This window comes from Streptococcus infantis (assembly GCF_001579645.1).
In the GTDB taxonomy this organism is placed as follows: domain Bacteria; phylum Bacillota; class Bacilli; order Lactobacillales; family Streptococcaceae; genus Streptococcus; species Streptococcus infantis_E.
In genome coordinates this window covers 578,591-595,927 of the sequence record NZ_KQ970818.1, presented here as the reverse complement: position 1 = coordinate 595,927, position 17,337 = coordinate 578,591, and the positions used below count along the sequence as shown (strand labels likewise).

Here is a 17,337-nt window from a genome sequence, read left to right as displayed (position 1 = left end):
GAATATAGAACATTGATACCAACGAAAGTAAAATAACTCCAAGTCCGATGATTAAAAAGGAAACTAATTGCACACTTGGTAAAAATGTCATTACACCTTTCGCAAGCGGCATAAAGAGAATTGCCAGTGTAAAAATGGTACTCAATAACCTCCCCAGATAGTCTCCATCAACCTTGGTCTGTACCTGAGTAAAGAAGTGAATATTAAAAATTGTCATAAATAATTCACAAACTAGGTTTCCTGAAAAGGTAAGAAAACTAGGCAGTGGCAAGCCCATCATGAAAACTCCTACTCCTGTGAGGATCAATAAGAACAAAAGTGTATTCATGCTCGATTTAAATTTATTTGCTATCAGTGCTCCAATGATTGAGCCAATTGCACCCATGGTTAAGATAGTCGCATAGGCTCCTTCTACACCATAGAGTTTATTTGAAAAAGGGAGCAAAAACTCAAAAGCTGCAAAAAAGAAATTCACACTGGAAGCCACTAACAAGAGAAAGAAAATTTCTTTTTGATGCCTGATATAGTGCAAGCCATCTTTGATATCCGCAAAAATATCTTTCCCAGTGAAACTTTTCTGCCCTTGAACCTTTGGTTCTTCTTTTGGAAGTAAAGCAACTAGTGAAAAAGCAATGAAAAAAGTCAGAGCATCTAGTAAGAGCGTCATATGAAGACTTGCAAATTGTAAAACAAGGAAAGAAAGCACAGGTGAACTAACACCAACAACCTGCAAAACTAACTCTAAGCGAGAGTTATAGGTCACTATCTCGTCTTTCTCAACAACCTCCGTTATAATAGCTTTATTGGCAGTGCGAGAAAATGCAAAGGCAACTGCCTGAACAATATTAGCAAAGATCAAAGCTCCAATCATCCAGCTGTCGTTCCTTATAAAAGAAATGGCCAGACAGAGAATCCCACAAACCAAGTCGGTCGTCATCAAAATCTTGCGGCGGGAAATACGGTCTGAAATCACTCCACCAAAGGGATTGACTAGAATGGATGTAACGAGTTCAGAAATCTGATAAATCCCTAGAGCGGTTTGCCCAATCGTTCCCATCGATGCCAACCAAACACTATTTCCATAATCATAGAGCATATTTCCTATCTTGTTTATAGCTCCACGGCTAATCAACTGTACTGCATATCGATTCATAAAAACTCCTTTCAAATTTTGAAACTATTGTATCAAAACTTGAAGGAGTTTCTCATTTTTCCCTTATTTGGGAAATTAATTTTTTACAAACTTATCGTAATGTTCCTGATAGTAGGCTACCTGCTCTGGTAGCCCAAGAACATCAAAAATATTCATAGCTTCCTGCATTTGTTTACAACCTTCTTTTTTCCCCCCTTCTGATAAAGGGCAAAGCCTTTAAGAAAGTGGAAAACATTACGCTCATAGAGTTTGATGCTCTTACCTATGATCTTCACTATATAAGCTTCAAAGTAGCTGGCATTTTCAAAAGCAAGATGTTCTAAACAATGCTGGTAACAATTAAGAGCTAAAATCAAGACCAGTTTTCGATGGCGTCCAATTTCTTTGTAGAAATCCTCCCTCTCCATCACTTCTCTACCAAGTCGAGCAACATAGTCCACATCATAAAAGCTATAGAGATTGCCAAAGAGGATCAACTCATACATGGTCCATTCATCCGTTTGGAAAAGATAATCTGCCACCATATCCAGATCATCTTGCTTCATAGTGAAGCTAGCATCTCTTTGACAAATCAGACCTTGTAACAAAATCCAGTTCAGCTCAAAATAGAGGGGATTTGTTGAACTCTTAGCCTTTTCAAGTTGTTCTTCTTGAAGTTTTTGAAAACCTGCAATATCATTTGAGTAGTAAAGTGGAATAATCTGAGCCATCAAGCCGACATGCTCATGATGTTGAAAATTTCTAGTTTTATCCATAAAATTCTCAATCGTCACATGAATATTATCTAATATTTCAAAGAAACGAGATGCAGCCAGATCCGACTCCCCCAATTCAAAGCGGGATAATTGGGAGGTCGAACAGGCCTCTCCTGCAGCTTCTTTTAGAGAGTAATTTTTACTGATTCGAAATTCACGAAAAACTTTTCCAAGATTTTCCATCTTACACCTGCTCCGATAATTCTTCCCACTCTAGCATTGCTTCTTCTTGACGATGGCTAATTTTATCCAGTTCTGCTTGTAATTGCATGAGTTCATCTGCATCATTGGTGGTATGCATTTGTTCAGAGATAGCTTGGGCTTGAGTTTCCAGTTCTTCGATTTCTGCCTCCAAGTTCTCAATTTGTCTCATCAATTTACGCAGTTCTTTTTGACTCTCCTTTTGAGCTTGGTAGTCATTAACTGGAGAAACCTCTTTTTCTTGGTTATATGCTGCCGCTTCTTCCGCTTGGCTAGCTGCTAGCTCTGCTTTTTTATCAACATAATAGTCATAATCACCAAGATAAAGGGTTGATCCATTCTCAGATAATTCCAACACATGAGTGGCTACACGGTTGATAAAGTAACGGTCGTGGCTGACAAAAAGCAAGGTCCCATCAAAGTCAATCAAGGCATTTTCCAACACTTCCTTGCTATCGATGTCCAAGTGGTTTGTCGGCTCGTCTAGAATCAGGAAGTTATTATTTTCCATTGAAAGTTTAGCTAGAAGCAAACGAGCTTTCTCTCCACCTGACAGCATCCCAACAGATTTCTTAACATCGTCACCAGAAAAAAGGAAGGCCCCTAGGCGATTACGGATTTCCAGTTCAGGTGTCAACTTAAAATCATTCCAGAGTTCGTCTAAAACTGTATTACTCGGTGTTAGTTTGCTCTGAGTCTGGTCATAGTAACCAACCTCAACATTAGCACCAAAGCGCTTCTTACCCTTGATAAAGGGAATCTGATCCACAATGGATTTAATAAAGGTTGACTTACCAATACCGTTAGGACCAACGATGGCAACAGCATTCATCTTACGAAGGTCAAGGTTGATGGGTTCTGATAAGATTTCACCATCATAGCCAATAGCAGCATTTTCAACTGTCAAAACGACATTACCAGATACCCTGTCAGAATGGAAGGTCATATTAGCTGACTTTTTCCCAGCTTCAGGCTTGTCCAAGCGCTCCATCTTCTCCAGTTGCTTGCGTCGAGATTGAGCACGTTTTGTAGTTGATGCTCGAACAAGATTTCGGTTAACAAAGTCTTCTAAGGCAGCAATTTCCTTCTGCTGCTTTTCGTAGTTTTTGGCTTCAGTTGCGAGCTTCTGCTCCTTCTGCTCCACAAAACTTGAGTAGTTTCCTACATATCTATCTAAAGAATGTTTGGTTAAATCGAGTGTTATGGTCGCAACCTTATCGAGGAAATAACGGTCATGGCTGACGATAATCAAGGCACCACTGTAGTTGACCAAATAGTTTTCTAACCAGGCAATCGTTTCAATATCTAGGTGGTTAGTCGGCTCGTCCAAGACCAAGAGATTAGGCTTTTCAAGGAGCATTTTGGCAAGGGCTAAACGGGTATTTTGACCACCGGAAAGCTCAGCGATTCGCATCTGCCACATGGACTCGTCAAACTTGAATCCATTTAAGATAGAGCGAATATCGGCTTCATAGGTAAATCCTCCAGCCTGACGGAAATTTTCTGATAGGCGATCATAGACAGACATAAGTTTGTCTAATTCTGCCCCAGTTTTTTCCCCCATCTCCAACTCCATCTGTCGAAGTTGTCTTTCAGTACAACGCAAGTCATCAAATACATGTAGCATTTCATCGTAAATTGTATTTTCAGACTCAAAGCGACTATCCTGTGCTAGATAAGAGAGGGAAATATCTTTTTTCTTATTGATTTCACCAGTGGTTGGCTCCTCTTCTCCAACCAATATCTTGAGTAATGTAGACTTCCCAGCACCATTTTTCCCAACGAGGGCAATACGGTCTCTTTCATCTACTTGTAGGTTTATATTATCAAAAAGAACCTCTCCTGCAAAAGAACGTTCAATTTTATTAGCTTGTAAAATAATCATACAGTTAGTATAGCATGTTTCGGTAAGCCGTTCAAGACTTGTGGTTTAGGTACATTTCATAACTTTTTCAGAAACTCATGCTAACGTTTTACTAAAACTTCAAATCGTGATATAATGTAAGCGATTAGATTATATATTAAAGGAGATTTCCTATGGCTTACCAAGAAAACTACCAAAAATGGGTTGATTTCGCAGAACTTCCAGATTACCTTCGTCAAGATTTGGAAAACATGGACGAGAAAACTAAAGAAGACGCATTCTATACCAATCTTGAGTTTGGTACTGCAGGTATGCGTGGACTGATTGGTGCTGGTACCAACCGCATTAACATCTACGTTGTTCGTCAAGCAACCGAAGGTTTGGCTCGTTTGATTGAGTCAAAAGGTGGAAACGAAAAAGAACGTGGTGTAGCCATCGCTTATGATAGCCGTCACTTTTCTCCAGAATTTGCCTTTGAATCTGCAGCAGTTCTTGCTAAACACGGTATTAAATCTTATGTTTTTGAAAGTCTCCGTCCAACACCAGAACTTTCATTTGCTGTTCGTCACCTCAACTGCTTCGCAGGTATCATGATTACTGCTAGCCACAACCCTGCTCCATTTAATGGTTACAAGGTTTACGGAGAAGATGGTGGTCAAATGCCTCCACACGATGCTGATGCTTTGACAACTTACATCCGTGCTATTGAAAATCCATTTGCTGTTGAAGTTGCTGATGTAGAAGCTGAAAAAGCTTCTGGTTTGATTGAAGTTATTGGCGAAGCAGTCGATACCGAATACCTCAAAGAAGTTAAAGATGTGAACATCAACCCAGCTTTGATTGAAGAGTTTGGTAAGGACATGAAGATTGTCTACACTCCTCTTCACGGTACTGGTGAAATGTTGGCTCGTCGTGCTCTTGCTCAAGCAGGATTTGACTCTGTTCAAGTCGTTGAAGCTCAAGCAACTCCAGACCCAGACTTCTCAACTGTTAAATCTCCAAACCCAGAAAGTCAAGCAGCCTTTGCTCTTGCAGAAGAACTTGGTCGCCAAGTAGGAGCTGATGTTCTTGTTGCAACTGACCCTGACGCTGACCGTGTCGGTGTTGAAGTCCTTCAAAAAGACGGTAGCTACCTCAACCTTTCAGGTAACCAAATCGGTGCTATCATGGCTAAGTACATCTTGGAAGCCCACAAAAATGCTGGGACACTTCCAGAAAACGCAGCTCTTTGCAAATCTATCGTATCAACTGACTTGGTAACGAAGATTGCTGAAAGCTACGGCGCAACTATGTTCAACGTCTTGACTGGTTTCAAATTTATCGCTGAAAAAATCCAAGAATTCGAAGAAAAACACAATCACACTTACATGATGGGGTTTGAAGAAAGCTTCGGTTACTTGATTAAACCATTCGTGCGTGATAAAGACGCTATCCAAGCTGTTCTTGTTGTTGCTGAACTTGCAGCTTACTACCGTTCACGTGGTTTGACTCTTGCAGATGGTATCGAAGAAATCTACAAAGAGTACGGCTACTATGCTGAAAAGACAATCTCTGTTACCCTCTCTGGTGTTGATGGTGCTGAGCAAATCAAAGCAATTATGGCTAAATTCCGTGAAAATGGGCCAAAAGAATTTAACGCAACAGCAGTTTCAATTACTGAAGACTTTAAAGCACAAACATCTACTGCCGCTGATGGCACTGTAACAACCTTGACAACTCCTCCAAGTGATGTCTTGAAATACACACTTGCGGATGGTTCTTGGATTGCTGTTCGTCCTTCAGGTACTGAACCAAAAATTAAATTCTATATTGCAGTGGTTGGTGAAAGCAATGAAGATTCACAAACTAAAATTGCAAACATTGAAGCTGAAATCAACGCTTTTGTAAAATAACAACTTAAAAAGATGAGATGGTCTATCTCATCTTTTTTCGTATCAAATCTAAGCATTTTTAAAAACTTTATGGCATACTAGATTTAAAAGAAAGCGAGGAAAACTCATGGAACAATTTTTAGAAAACATTAAAGATCTTGAAGTTACAACTGTAGCACGTGCTCAAGAAGCACTTGACAAGCAAGAAACAGCAACTTTCTTCATCGGACGCAAAACTTGTCCTTACTGCCGTAAATTTGCCGGAACTTTAGCTGGTGTCGTTGCCGAAACAAAGGCACACATCTACTTCATCAATAGCGAAGAACCAAGTCAACTTGAAGCTTTACAAGACTTCCGCTCACGCTATGAAATCCCTACTGTACCAGGCTTCGTCCATGTTGCAAATGGTCAAATCAATGTCCGTTGCGACTCTTCAATGTCAGCTCAAGAAATCAAAGAATTTGCTGGCTTGTAAAATAGTCTATAAAAAAGAAGGCTTGTGCCTTCTTTTTTATATCTCCGTCAATGGTGTTGCAGTGTCTGGTGAAGTATCGTAAACTTGAAAGTCTACTCCAACTCCAAGATCTGCTTGAGCTAACTGATTAACCATGGTCATGTGGGCCAGCTCTTTGATATTATTTTCCTTAGACAAATGGCCTAGGTAAATCTTCTTGGTACGATTACCTAGTGTGCGAATCATAGCATCTGCTCCATCTTCATTTGAGAGATGCCCAAGATCAGACAGGATGCGTTGTTTAAGTCGCCAAGCATAAGATCCAGCTCGCAGGATTTCAACATCATGATTTGACTCGATTAGATAGCCATCTGCGTTCTCGACAATGCCAGCCATACGATCACTAACATAGCCCGTATCCGTCAGCATGACAAAGCTCTTATCATCCTTCATAAAACGATAAAACTGGGGCGCCACTGCATCATGACTCACACCAAAACTCTCAATATCGATGTCACCAAAGGTTTTGGTTTTTCCCATCTCGAAAATATGCTTTTGGGACGAGTCAACCTTACCGAGATACTTACTATTTTCCATAGCCTGCCAAGTTTTCTCATTGGCATAAAGATCCATACCGTACTTGCGAGCCAGAACGCCCACACCGTGGATATGGTCTGAATGTTCATGCGTAATCAAGATAGCGTCTAAATCCTCTGGTTTACGATTGATTTCACTCAAAAGGCTTGTAATTTTTTTGCCTGATAGTCCCGCATCTACTAAAATTTTCTTTTTTGGTGTTTCCAAGTAAAATGAATTTCCACTGGAACCCGATGCTAAAATACTGTATTTAAAACAGATATCACTCATTCTAGTCTTCTAGTTCATCCTCCCAAATCTCTTCTTTCACGGCATCCTTATCGTATGGAAGTACGATAGTAAAGGTTGAACCCTTACCGTATTCACTCTTAGCCCAGATAAATCCATTATGTTGTTTGACGATTTCTTTAGCAATAGCAAGTCCTAGACCAGTACCACCTTGCGCACGACTTCTTGCCTTGTCAACACGATAAAAACGGTCAAAAATCTTTGGTAAATCCTCTTTAGGGATCCCAAGCCCTTGGTCCGAAATAGATAAAATCATCTGATCATCTGTAGTCTTCATGCTTACAGTGATTTTTCCACCATCTGGTGAATACTTGATAGCGTTATTCAGGATATTGTCAATCACCTGGGTCATCTTATCTGTATCAATCTCAATCCAAACAGAGTTAATCGGATAATCTCTCACCAACTCATACTTCTTCTCCTCATCTTGACTTTTCATTTTATCAAAACGATTGAGAATAAAGGTGATAAAGGCCGTAAAGTTAATCAATTCAACATCTAAGTGACTAGTCTCATTGTCAATCCGTGAGAGGTGCAAGAGGTCCGTCACCATCCGCATCATACGATTGGTTTCATCCAGAGAAACCTTGATAAAATCTGGAGCAACTGGTTCTGTTAGGGCTCCTTCGTCCAAGGCCTCAAGATAGGATTTTACACTGGTCAAAGGTGTACGCAATTCATGACTAACGTTCGAAACGAAAAGCCTTCTCTCTCGTTCTTCCTTCTCTTGCTCAGTCGTATCATGTAGAACTGCTACTAAACCAGAGATAAAGCCAGACTCTCTACGAATCAAGGCAAAACGTACGCGCAAGCTGATATACTCGCCATTAAGATTCTGCGAATAAATCATCAACTCAGGACTTTGGGTTATGAGATCTCTCAACTCATACTCATCTTCAATCTTGAGTAACTCTAAGATATTTTGATTAAGAGCATCATCCCTTTCAACTCCAAGTTGTCTCTTAGCCATGTCATTAATCATGATAATCTGACCACGACGATTGGTTGCAAGTACTCCGTCTGTCATGTAGGACAAGATACTATGCAACCTTTTACTCTCTTGTTCCAGATTTTCTTGAGTCAAACGGATTACTTCAGACAAATCATTAAGATTGTTAGTGATATTGGTAATCTCTGAACTTCCCTGCATATCCAAAACCTGAGAATAATCACCAGCAATTAAATCCTTAACCTTCTGGTTTAATTGTCTAAGGCGAATATTATCACGACGGCTCTCAAGCAGAAGAAAAGTCACTAGCATAATAAAGCCAATTAGGATGAGGATAAAGACGAAATCTCTTGTCAAAACAGTTTGTTTAATTACTTCAATCATTATTTCTCATGTAATATCCTACTCCACGACGAGTTAGAATGTATTCAGGTCTACTTGGTGTATCTTCAATCTTCTCACGCAAACGCCTAATGGTTACGTCTACTGTACGGACATCCCCAAAGTAGTCATAACCCCAAACAGTCTCAAGCAGGTGTTCACGGGTGATAACTTGACCAAGATGAGAAGCTAAATGATGTAAGAGTTCGAATTCGCGGTGGGTTAGGTCTAACTCTTCACCATATTTCTTAGCCACGTAGGCATCTGGTAAAATCTCCAAATCGCCAATCTGCAGACTTTGTAATTTCGTTTCAGGTTCTTGGTTATCGACTGAAACAAGATCTGTACGACGGAGAAGAGCTTTAACACGGGCCTGTAGTTCACGATTTGAAAATGGCTTGGTTACATAGTCATCCGCTCCAAGTTCAAGCCCAATAACCTTATCAAACTCGCTGTCCTTTGCTGAAAGCATAATAATAGGAACACTACTTGTCTTACGAATAGTTTTTGCGACCTCAAGTCCATCAATCTCTGGAAGCATCAAATCCAAGATAATAATATCTGGTTGCTCAGCTTCAAATTGTTCAAGTGCTTCACGACCATTAAAAGCAGTTACAACTTCATAACCTTCCTTGGTCATATTAAATTTTATAATATCTGAGATGGGTTTTTCATCATCTACAATTAGTATTTTTTTCATTTAGTCACCTTTTTCCTTATCTCATTATACCAAAAAAATGTAAAGAAGACACGAAAGACCGATACTAGCAGCTTCTTTTCAAGTAGGCTTGCCAAATCTTTTGCTGAGGTTTAGCTAGGGGATAATTGATAAATTCTTCCGGACTTAACCAAAGGACCTCTCTATCTGCATATTCCTGTGTTTCAGTAACTCGGCCTGCAATTATCTGGATATGCCATTTACGATGGCTAAAAATGTGCTTGACCTCTTCAAATCGTAGATCTTGCCAATCAACTTCAAGATCATAGTCCTGTTCAAAACTCTCCTGTGGAGATGGTCCCAGTTCTAGAATTGGCTCCGCTACTTGACTAAAAAGGTCCAAGTCCTGAGTCTGGTCTGAGAATTCATCAACTTCAATCAAGGGAAAATGCCAAAATCCAGCCAAGAGTTTTTCACTCTCATTCTTCTCTAATAGAAACTGCCCCTGATTATTTTGCACTACAAGAGCCTTTAGATAAATAGGGATTGGCTTTTTCTTGGGAGCCTTAATGGGATAGCGATCCATGGTCCCATGTTGGTAAGCAGCACTGAACTCCTTAACAGGACTCTCCTCCGGTCTTGGATTAACAGGAGCCTCAATATCTGAACCTAAATCCATCAAAGCCTGATTGAAATCACCTGGACGATCAGGATCTATCAGAACTTCCATCATCGCTTGAAATATTTTTCGATTGCTAGGATTTCCAATATCATGATTGACTTCAAACAAACGTGCCAAAACACGCATGACATTGCCATCTACTGCAGGCTGCGGAAGGTTAAAGGCAATACTAGAGATTGCACCAGCTGTATAAGGACCAATCCCTTTTAAGCTTGAAATGCCTTCATAAGTTGACGGGAACTTGCCTTCAAATTCACTCATAATCTGTTGAGCGGCTGTTTGCATATTGCGGACACGAGAATAATAGCCAAGCCCTTCCCAGGCTTTTAATAAGCGCTCCTCAGGAGCATTTGCTAAGCTCTCAACCGTCGGAAACCAGTCTAAAAAACGCTCATAATAGGGAATGACGGTATCAACTCGAGTTTGCTGCAACATGATTTCAGATACCCAAATATGATAAGGATTCTTGCTTCGTCTCCAGGGTAAATCCCGCTTGTTTTCGTCATACCAAGCTAATAATTTTTGACGGAAAGAGAGAATCTTGTCCTCTTCCCACATGGTCACACCATATTTCTCCAAATCTAACATATTTCTAGTATAGCATAACCTTTTAGGATACTCAAAAAATCAAGATAGGGCTTGTTAAAACACTCTCTTAAACTCTATTAGAAAATTAGCAATTTAACCTTTACAAACCAGCTGATTCTATCATTTTCCCTACTTTTTTGATATAATAAATTTAATGATTCTTCAAAGGAGGCATCTATGCGTTTTAATCAATTCAGTTACTATCCTGTAAGCCAGCAAGAAGCTTTACAGGAATTATCCAGCCTTGGATTCAAGCTAGACCAATCAAATTCTGCGAAAGAACTGTTTGAAGCTTTTGTTAGAACTTGTTTTTTCAATTACAAAAATACAGATTATCCCCTCTCAACTTTAGCTGTTGATAAAGAAACTGATCTGCTCACTTTCTTCAATTCTGATCGTGAATTAACTGCAGAAATTTTCTATACTGTTTCCTTTCAGTTGCTTGGTTTCAGTTACTTGACAGACTTTGAAGACGGTCTTGTTTTTCACAAAGAAACAGCATTCCCTATTGTATACGGAGATTTGATTGACAATCTCTATCAACTCCTTAACACGCGCACTAAAAAGGGAAATACCTTAATCGATCAATTGGTTAGCGACGGTCTTATCCCTGAGGACAACTCTTACCACTACTTCAATGGCAAGAGTTTGGCAACCTTTTCTGCAAACAATGCTATTCGGGAAGTTGTTTATGTGGAAAGTCGTATTGATTCTGATAATGATGGACTGCCAGATCTTATCAAGGTAAACATTATTCGTCCATCTTACCACGGCAAAATTCCAGCTGTTATGACGGCAAATCCTTACCATCAAGGAACCAATGATAAGGCTAGCGATAAAGCTCTTTACAAAATGGAAGCTGAGCTAGAAGTCAAGGAACCGCATGAAATTTCTCTAGAAAAACCAACATTAGACTTGGTTGAACCTGTTGGAGAAGCTGAACTCGTTCCAGAAGCTGAAGAAAAACTCACTCATATCAATAGCAGCTACACACTTAACGACTACTTCCTTCCAAGAGGATTTGCAAATATCTACGTATCTGGTCTTGGAACCAAGGATTCTCAAGGTCAAATGACCAACGGAGATTACCGACAAGTTGAAGCCTATAAAAATGTTATTGATTGGCTCAATTGTCGTTGTCGTGCCTTCACAGACCACAGTCGTAAACGTCAGGTCAAGGCTGACTGGTCAAATGGAAAAGTTGCCACTACTGGTCTTTCTTATCTAGGAACAATGTCTAATGGTCTTGCTACTACAGGAGTTGATGGTTTAGAAGTCATTATTGCTGAAGCCGGTATTTCTTCTTGGTACAACTATTATCGAGAAAATGGTCTGGTAACAAGCCCTGGTGGCTATCCAGGGGAGGACTTCGATTCATTAGATGAATTAACTTATTCTCGTAATCTCTTAGCTGGTGACTATATTCGTGGAAACGAAGCTCATAAAGAGTCTATAGAAGAATTGAAGAAAAATCTAGACCGTAAAACTGGAGATTATAACCAATTTTGGCATGACAGAAACTACCTACTTAATGCTGAAAAAGTTAAGGCTGAAGTTGTCTTTACCCACGGTTCGCAAGACTGGAATGTCAAACCACTTCATGTCTATCAAATGTTCAATGCTCTTCCAAGCAATATTAAGAAACATCTCTTTTATCATAACGGTGCCCATGTTTATATGAACAACTGGCAGTCTATTGATTTCCGTGAATCCATGAATGCTCTTTTGACGCAGAAATTATTGGACCAAGAAACTGACTACCAACTTCCAAGTGTCGTTTGGCAAGACAATACTCGTCCTCAAACCTGGATAACTCTTGAAGATTTTGGAAATCAAACTGACCACAAAACTTTCACATTAGGTACTGAAGAAGCTGTCATTCAAAACCACTATCAAGACTCTGATTTTGAACGTTTTGGAAAAACCTACCAAACCTTTAACAATGAACTCTATCAAGGGAAAGTCAACCAGGTAACCATTGACCTTCCAGTAACGGAAGACCTTCATCTTAATGGGCGTGTTAAACTAAATCTTCGTCTCAAGTCAAGTACAAACAAAGGTTTACTTTCTGCTCAACTTCTCGAACTTGGTCAAAAGAAATATCTACAACCATATCCAGGAGTCTTGTCTGCTCGTACGATTGATAATGGTCGTTACCACATGCTGGAAAATCTTTGCGAGCTACCGTTTAGCCCAAATGCACAGCGCGTTATCACCAAAGGCTATCTCAATCTTCAAAATCGTCATGATTTACTGAAAATTGAGGAAGTTAAGCCTGATGAATGGATGGAATTTCAATTTGAACTCCAACCAACTATTTACAAACTAAAAGAAGGCGATACAGTACGTCTCGTTCTTTACACAACAGACTTTGAGATTACTGTACGTGACAATACAGACTATCACTTGACTGTCGATCTTGCACAGTCCAATCTTGAGATACCTTTTCAAAGGGAGGTAACTGTAGATGAACAAAGCCGAGCAAAGACACCAGCTCATCCGAGCCCTAATCACTAAACAAAAAATTCATACCCAAACTGAATTACAAGAACTACTGATTGAAAACGGAGTACAGGTCACACAAGCAACACTTTCAAGAGACATTAACCTGATGAATCTTTCTAAGATTCGTGAAGGTGAACACTCCTATTATTCAATCAACACTGGCTCTACATCCAAGTGGGAAAAACGGCTAGAAGTCTATATGGAGGAAGCCCTCTACATGATGCAACCCGTCCAACACCAAGTTGTTATCAAAACCTATCCAGGTTTGGCACAATCCTTCGGATCTATCTTGGACGCGCTAAACTTTCCTGAAATAGTCGCTACTATCTGTGGAAATGATGTCTGTTTGGTTATCTGCGAGGATAAGGAGCAAGCTCAATCTTGCTTTGAACGCCTCAAACAATTTGCACCACCTCTATTTTTTGATCGGTAGCAAAAACCCGTGATGACTCTCATCACGGTTAATTTTATGATTTGTTATTTTCAGCTTGCTTTTTAGTTCTTGCTAGTCTCAAAGCTCTATTTGGATTGAGGCGATTAAACAGTTCTTCTAACTTCTTCTCATTCCAGACATCTGCTGCAGAAACAAAATTTCCATCAGCATCACGGAAAGATATCGGTTTATCTCCCATAGCTATCTCCTAGTCCACAAATTCAAACTCAAACTTACCGATACGAACCAAATCTCCATCCTTGGCGCCACGGGCACGGAGAGCTTCATCGACTCCCATACCACGCAACTGACGAGCAAACTTCATAACAGACTCATCACGGTCAAAGTTAGTCATATTAAAGAGTTTAATGAGTTTTTCACCTGAAAGTACCCAAGTTGCATCGTCATCACGACTAATTTCAAATGGTTTTTCTTCTTCATCAAAGCCATAATAAACTTCTTCTTCCATTTCTGACTCATCATAAAGAAGGAATTCTGGGGTCTTATCAAGAAGTTCAGCCGTTGCGTCCAATAAAGGTGCTAAACCTTGTTTGGTCAAACCTGATATTGGAAAGATTGCTGGTAATTCCTCGAACTCATCAAAGTTAGTTGCCAATTTTTTCTTGAATTCTTCAAGGTTTTCCTGACTTTCTGGCATATCCATCTTATTAGCAACAATAATTTGTGGACGCTCCATTAGACGAAGATTGTAAGATTCCAACTCTTTGTTAATAGCTAGATAATCTTCGTAAGGATCGCGACCTTCACTGGCTGACATATCGATGATATGAAGGATAACGCGAGTACGCTCAATATGGCGAAGGAACTGAGTTCCCAAGCCCACGCCTTGACTAGCACCTTCAATCAATCCTGGAAGGTCTGCCACTGCAAAGGATTCACCGGATTGGGTACGGACCATACCAAGATTTGGTACAATCGTGGTAAAGTGGTAGGCACCAATTTTAGGTTTTGCAGAGGTAATTACGCTGAGCAGAGTTGATTTACCAACTGAAGGGAATCCAACCAAACCAACATCAGCAAGAATTTTAAGTTCTAACTGTAATTCGCGCTCCTGACCAGGTTCTCCATTCTCAGAAATCTCTGGAGCAGGATTTTTTGGTGTCGCAAAACGGATATTTCCACGGCCACCTCGACCACCGTGAGCAACAATAAACTCTTGGCCGTGCTCAATCAAGTCAGTGATAACTTTTCCAGTTTCTGCATCACGTACAGTTGTACCTTGAGGCACTCGAACAATCAAGTCCTCTGCTCCTCTACCATGCATTCCTTTGGTCATCCCTTTTTCACCCGATTGGGCCTTGAAATGACGATTGTAACGGAAGTCCATCAGGGTACGTAAACCTTCATCTACAACAAAGACAACGTTACCACCACGGCCTCCATCACCTCCCCATGGACCGCCATTAGGGACGTATTTTTCACGGCGAAAGGCAACCATCCCATCGCCACCATTTCCAGCCTTGACCTTGATCTTGGCTGTATCTAAAAACATACTCATATTCTTTTCTCACTCTAAAAAGGGCTGGGAAATCCCAGTCACCAACTATTACAACTTGCTAGAAAATCTAGCATTTTAAAATCTGCTAAATACACCGATGGCTGTAGCAAAGATACCTGCTAGGGTTACAAATAACATGATTAATACGACAAACATTGTTAGTTTTTCAAAGAAAGTTTTTTTACGTTTCCCATTATCACCAAATGCCATTTTTTCTCCTTTACTATAATACTCTAATCTTAAAATTCATCTGATACAGGAGCGATTGCCCACAAGATCAAGTAAGCAATAAGCCCAGCACCATAACAGAAAGCTAGAACTCCCCAAATCACACGTACAATTGTAGGGTCAATATCAAAATAATTAGCTAAACCAGCGCATACACCACCGATTTTTTGATCTCTACCACTTCTCATAAATTTCTTTTTCATTTTTTTATTTCCTTTCTTTAATTAGATTAATCGTTCAAATATTTTCTTAAATGACTCAACTGTTTTCTAGAAGCTTTCAACATACGTCTTGAACCCTTGACCGGCATAGACACTGCTTGTTGTGGTATATAGAATACTGTCTTTAAAATACGTTTCGTAACAGGTTCATCTGCAGTCAATTCTTTTTCAAAATTATTTGAAATAATAACATCTAGATAGAATTCATGCACTCTCTTAGCAAAATTCTCAGCCGAAATTTCATACAATTTTTCAGCCAAAAGTTTTTCATCCATCTTTGGAGTTGCAATTAAAACTTCTAAAATAGCCCCTGCTAGATCTCTCTCTTCATAATAAAGCGTTCCAAACATTTTATGATTGATGAGGTTATCAAGATAGGGATTTCCGTGAGCTATCACCGGAGTCTTACTTGCAAGACTTTCAAGATAGGTCAAGCCTTGCGTCTCACTAGTTGAAGCTGAGATAAAGAAGTCAGCCGCCTTATAATAGAGCGCTGTCTCACTCGGGGCAATCATACCAGTAAAGATAACAGAATCTTGAATCTTTAAATCTGATGCTTGCTCCTTGAGATTTTCCAGATAAGGACCATCTCCAGCTACGACTAATTTAACATTTTGCTCTTCTTTTAGAACATCTGGAAATGCTGCCAGAACGGCTTGAATGTTCTTCTCGTAAGAAACACGCGAAAGACTAAGAAGCATCTTTTCATCTTCCTTAATACCTAGTTTAACCCGTAAGTCTGCGATATGTTCTGGTCCAATCTCAGGTCGTTCAAACTTGGCTAGCTCAATCCCAGTAGGAATGACACGCTTTTCAACTTTTACCTTATAGTCAGATAAAAGATCGCGCACAATTTCACTCGGACAAATGACTCCATCAACGTCATGCAAAAAACCTCGAACAAGATATTTGACCATACTTGGACGAATCAACATCCCCTTAGCAATATAGTGAACATAATCCTCATACTGGGTATGATATGTATGAATGACTGGGATTTTCAGTTCTCGAGCAATCCAAATTCCCAATAAACCAAGAGAAAATTCAGTTTGGGTATGAATAATATCGAGTTTGTATTGTTTAGCAATCTCAAGAGCTTTCGTAAATCCACGGTAAGCAAAACGACGGTCTTTAAAGGCAAAGAAAGGGACACTAGGAATACGAATAATCTGCCAGTCTTCATAACGATTGACATCCTTATCGGTTGTCGTGAAGATAAAGACTGCATGCCCTTGCTTTTCAAGCTCTGTTTTTAAGGTTCTAATACTGGTTGCAACACCAGAAACCTGTGGGAAATAAGTATCTGTAAATAATCCAATTCGCATATACTACCTCATTTTTTTCCTAAAGCCGCTTGTTCCCGATAGAATTTTAGCCATATTTCAAGGAGATGCTCCTCTGAGTATTCTCTTGAAATAGCCTTGGCCTTTTCTTTTAACTCTTTCAATGCTTCTGGATGCTCTCTATATTCCATAATAGCGTGTTTCATCTCTTCCACATCGGTGGTTGGTCTGTAATTTCCTTCAAGAATGACCTTGTAAAGATCTAGATCACGAAGCATAATGGGTGCTTCACAACTCGCAGCTTCTAGAATAGTCATCGGAAAGAGCTCATTATAGCTAGGAAGTAAGAACAAATCTGCCAAAGCATACAGTTCTTTCATCCGTTCTGGCTCAACAATTCCAGGGAAAATCAGATTTTCTGGAGGATTATCCATGATTTTTTTATAGCGTTCATAACCATCTGTAATCCCACCAAATGAGAAGCCTCCAGCCCAAATAAAGATGATGTCCGGTAGCTCCTCAGCAAGAGTGATGAAATCATCGATTCCCTTGCGCTTCTGAACCTGCCCAGCTCCTACTACTACAAATTGATTTTCACTCAACCCCATATCTTGTCGAAGTTGACTTACTTTTTCTGCAGAAAGTGGGTGCCATTTTTCTTTGTTAACAAAGTTAGGAATATAGGTCACCTTTTCACGAGGAATACC

At 39.8% G+C, this 17,337-nt stretch carries 16 protein-coding genes and 1 pseudogene; 4 read left to right on the top strand and 13 right to left on the bottom strand.

The features are described from left to right. The 3 genes and pseudogenes from SINDD18_RS02835 to SINDD18_RS02825 all read right to left on the bottom strand — a co-directional run. Nucleotides 1-1,153 (bottom strand): MFS transporter (locus SINDD18_RS02835; protein WP_061863232.1); only part of this gene is annotated, 1,153 nt, incomplete at its 3' end. Nucleotides 1,154-1,228: 75 nt separating this feature from the next. Next, nucleotides 1,229-2,091: pseudogene (locus SINDD18_RS02830) on the bottom strand (XRE/MutR family transcriptional regulator). A gap of 1 nt (nucleotide 2,092) precedes the next feature. Continuing rightward, nucleotides 2,093-3,994: an ABC-F family ATP-binding cassette domain-containing protein gene (locus SINDD18_RS02825; protein ID WP_061862999.1), complete on the bottom strand. Its 1,902-nt coding sequence runs from the start codon at nucleotides 3,992-3,994 to the stop codon at nucleotides 2,093-2,095. 152 nt (nucleotides 3,995-4,146) lie between these two features. Between SINDD18_RS02825 and SINDD18_RS02820 the strand changes: the two genes are divergently transcribed. Both SINDD18_RS02820 and SINDD18_RS02815 read left to right on the top strand, forming a co-directional pair. Continuing rightward, entirely contained in the window at nucleotides 4,147-5,865 is a 1,719-nt protein-coding gene (locus SINDD18_RS02820; RefSeq protein ID WP_061862998.1) for a phospho-sugar mutase, read from the top strand. Nucleotides 5,866-5,971: 106 nt separating this feature from the next. Further along, the gene (locus SINDD18_RS02815; protein ID WP_049508487.1) at nucleotides 5,972-6,319 is read left to right on the top strand and encodes a thiol reductase thioredoxin; all 348 of its coding nucleotides are present in this window, start codon (nucleotides 5,972-5,974) and stop codon (nucleotides 6,317-6,319) included. A gap of 36 nt (nucleotides 6,320-6,355) precedes the next feature. Here the strand turns inward: SINDD18_RS02815 and SINDD18_RS02810 are convergent, their stop codons facing one another. From SINDD18_RS02810 to mutY, 4 genes are all read right to left on the bottom strand, one after another. Beyond that, nucleotides 6,356-7,165 (bottom strand): MBL fold metallo-hydrolase, encoded by an 810-nt coding sequence (locus SINDD18_RS02810; RefSeq protein WP_061862997.1) that lies wholly within the window; start codon nucleotides 7,163-7,165, stop codon nucleotides 6,356-6,358. 1 nt (nucleotide 7,166) lies between these two features. Next, nucleotides 7,167-8,516, bottom strand: a complete 1,350-nt coding sequence (gene vicK, locus SINDD18_RS02805) for a cell wall metabolism sensor histidine kinase VicK (RefSeq protein WP_061862996.1) — start codon at nucleotides 8,514-8,516, stop codon at nucleotides 7,167-7,169. Beyond that, nucleotides 8,509-9,213, bottom strand: coding sequence for a response regulator YycF (gene yycF / locus SINDD18_RS02800; protein ID WP_049508493.1), 705 nt, complete (start codon nucleotides 9,211-9,213; stop codon nucleotides 8,509-8,511). The genes vicK and yycF overlap by 8 nt, the downstream gene beginning before the upstream one ends. 64 nt (nucleotides 9,214-9,277) lie before the next feature. Next, on the bottom strand, nucleotides 9,278-10,441 hold the full coding sequence (mutY, locus tag SINDD18_RS02795; RefSeq protein ID WP_061862995.1) for an A/G-specific adenine glycosylase: 1,164 nt from the start codon (nucleotides 10,439-10,441) through the stop codon (nucleotides 9,278-9,280). A gap of 177 nt (nucleotides 10,442-10,618) precedes the next feature. Here mutY and SINDD18_RS02790 point away from each other — a divergent pair, with 177 nt between their 5' ends. Further along, nucleotides 10,619-12,958, top strand: coding sequence for a Xaa-Pro dipeptidyl-peptidase (locus tag SINDD18_RS02790; RefSeq protein ID WP_061862994.1), 2,340 nt, complete (start codon nucleotides 10,619-10,621; stop codon nucleotides 12,956-12,958). Continuing rightward, complete coding sequence (locus tag SINDD18_RS02785) at nucleotides 12,909-13,379, top strand: arginine repressor (protein WP_001030117.1); 471 nt, start codon at nucleotides 12,909-12,911, stop codon at nucleotides 13,377-13,379. The genes SINDD18_RS02790 and SINDD18_RS02785 overlap by 50 nt, the downstream gene beginning before the upstream one ends. Nucleotides 13,380-13,413: 34 nt before the next feature. Here SINDD18_RS02785 and SINDD18_RS10780 read toward each other — a convergent pair whose 3' ends face one another. From SINDD18_RS10780 to SINDD18_RS11215, 6 genes are all read right to left on the bottom strand, one after another. Beyond that, on the bottom strand, nucleotides 13,414-13,578 hold the full coding sequence (locus SINDD18_RS10780; protein WP_049502767.1) for a hypothetical protein: 165 nt from the start codon (nucleotides 13,576-13,578) through the stop codon (nucleotides 13,414-13,416). 9 nt (nucleotides 13,579-13,587) lie between these two features. Further along, nucleotides 13,588-14,898 (bottom strand): GTPase ObgE, encoded by a 1,311-nt coding sequence (gene obgE, locus SINDD18_RS02775; RefSeq protein WP_045763293.1) that lies wholly within the window; start codon nucleotides 14,896-14,898, stop codon nucleotides 13,588-13,590. Nucleotides 14,899-14,973: 75 nt separating this feature from the next. Then, entirely contained in the window at nucleotides 14,974-15,108 is a 135-nt protein-coding gene (locus SINDD18_RS02770; protein WP_000863850.1) for a DUF4044 domain-containing protein, read from the bottom strand. Between the two features lie 29 nt (nucleotides 15,109-15,137). Next, nucleotides 15,138-15,329, bottom strand: a complete 192-nt coding sequence (locus tag SINDD18_RS02765; RefSeq protein WP_000726417.1) for a PspC domain-containing protein — start codon at nucleotides 15,327-15,329, stop codon at nucleotides 15,138-15,140. A gap of 26 nt (nucleotides 15,330-15,355) precedes the next feature. After that, entirely contained in the window at nucleotides 15,356-16,672 is a 1,317-nt protein-coding gene (locus SINDD18_RS02760) for a glycosyltransferase family 4 protein (RefSeq protein WP_061862993.1), read from the bottom strand. A gap of 8 nt (nucleotides 16,673-16,680) precedes the next feature. Further along, nucleotides 16,681-17,337, bottom strand: a 657-nt coding sequence (locus SINDD18_RS11215; protein ID WP_241497314.1) for a glycosyltransferase family 4 protein, incomplete at its 5' end; no start/stop codon positions are given.

What these genes read in the sequence shown, in the direction of transcription:
- SINDD18_RS02820 (WP_061862998.1), top strand. Translation starts at nt 4,147, where the DNA reads ATGGCTTACCAAGAAAACTACCAAAAATGGGTTGATTTCGCAGAACTT.
- obgE (WP_045763293.1), bottom strand. Translation starts at nt 14,898, where the DNA reads ATGAGTATGTTTTTAGATACAGCCAAGATCAAGGTCAAGGCTGGAAAT.
- SINDD18_RS02815 (WP_049508487.1), top strand. Translation starts at nt 5,972, where the DNA reads ATGGAACAATTTTTAGAAAACATTAAAGATCTTGAAGTTACAACTGTA.
- SINDD18_RS02770 (WP_000863850.1), bottom strand. Translation starts at nt 15,108, where the DNA reads ATGGCATTTGGTGATAATGGGAAACGTAAAAAAACTTTCTTTGAAAAA.
- SINDD18_RS10780 (WP_049502767.1), bottom strand. Translation starts at nt 13,578, where the DNA reads ATGGGAGATAAACCGATATCTTTCCGTGATGCTGATGGAAATTTTGTT.
- SINDD18_RS02825 (WP_061862999.1), bottom strand. Translation starts at nt 3,994, where the DNA reads ATGATTATTTTACAAGCTAATAAAATTGAACGTTCTTTTGCAGGAGAG.
- vicK (WP_061862996.1), bottom strand. Translation starts at nt 8,516, where the DNA reads ATGATTGAAGTAATTAAACAAACTGTTTTGACAAGAGATTTCGTCTTT.
- mutY (WP_061862995.1), bottom strand. Translation starts at nt 10,441, where the DNA reads ATGTTAGATTTGGAGAAATATGGTGTGACCATGTGGGAAGAGGACAAG.
- SINDD18_RS02810 (WP_061862997.1), bottom strand. Translation starts at nt 7,165, where the DNA reads ATGAGTGATATCTGTTTTAAATACAGTATTTTAGCATCGGGTTCCAGT.
- yycF (WP_049508493.1), bottom strand. Translation starts at nt 9,213, where the DNA reads ATGAAAAAAATACTAATTGTAGATGATGAAAAACCCATCTCAGATATT.
- SINDD18_RS02760 (WP_061862993.1), bottom strand. Translation starts at nt 16,672, where the DNA reads ATGCGAATTGGATTATTTACAGATACTTATTTCCCACAGGTTTCTGGT.
- SINDD18_RS02790 (WP_061862994.1), top strand. Translation starts at nt 10,619, where the DNA reads ATGCGTTTTAATCAATTCAGTTACTATCCTGTAAGCCAGCAAGAAGCT.
- SINDD18_RS02785 (WP_001030117.1), top strand. Translation starts at nt 12,909, where the DNA reads ATGAACAAAGCCGAGCAAAGACACCAGCTCATCCGAGCCCTAATCACT.
- SINDD18_RS02765 (WP_000726417.1), bottom strand. Translation starts at nt 15,329, where the DNA reads ATGAAAAAGAAATTTATGAGAAGTGGTAGAGATCAAAAAATCGGTGGT.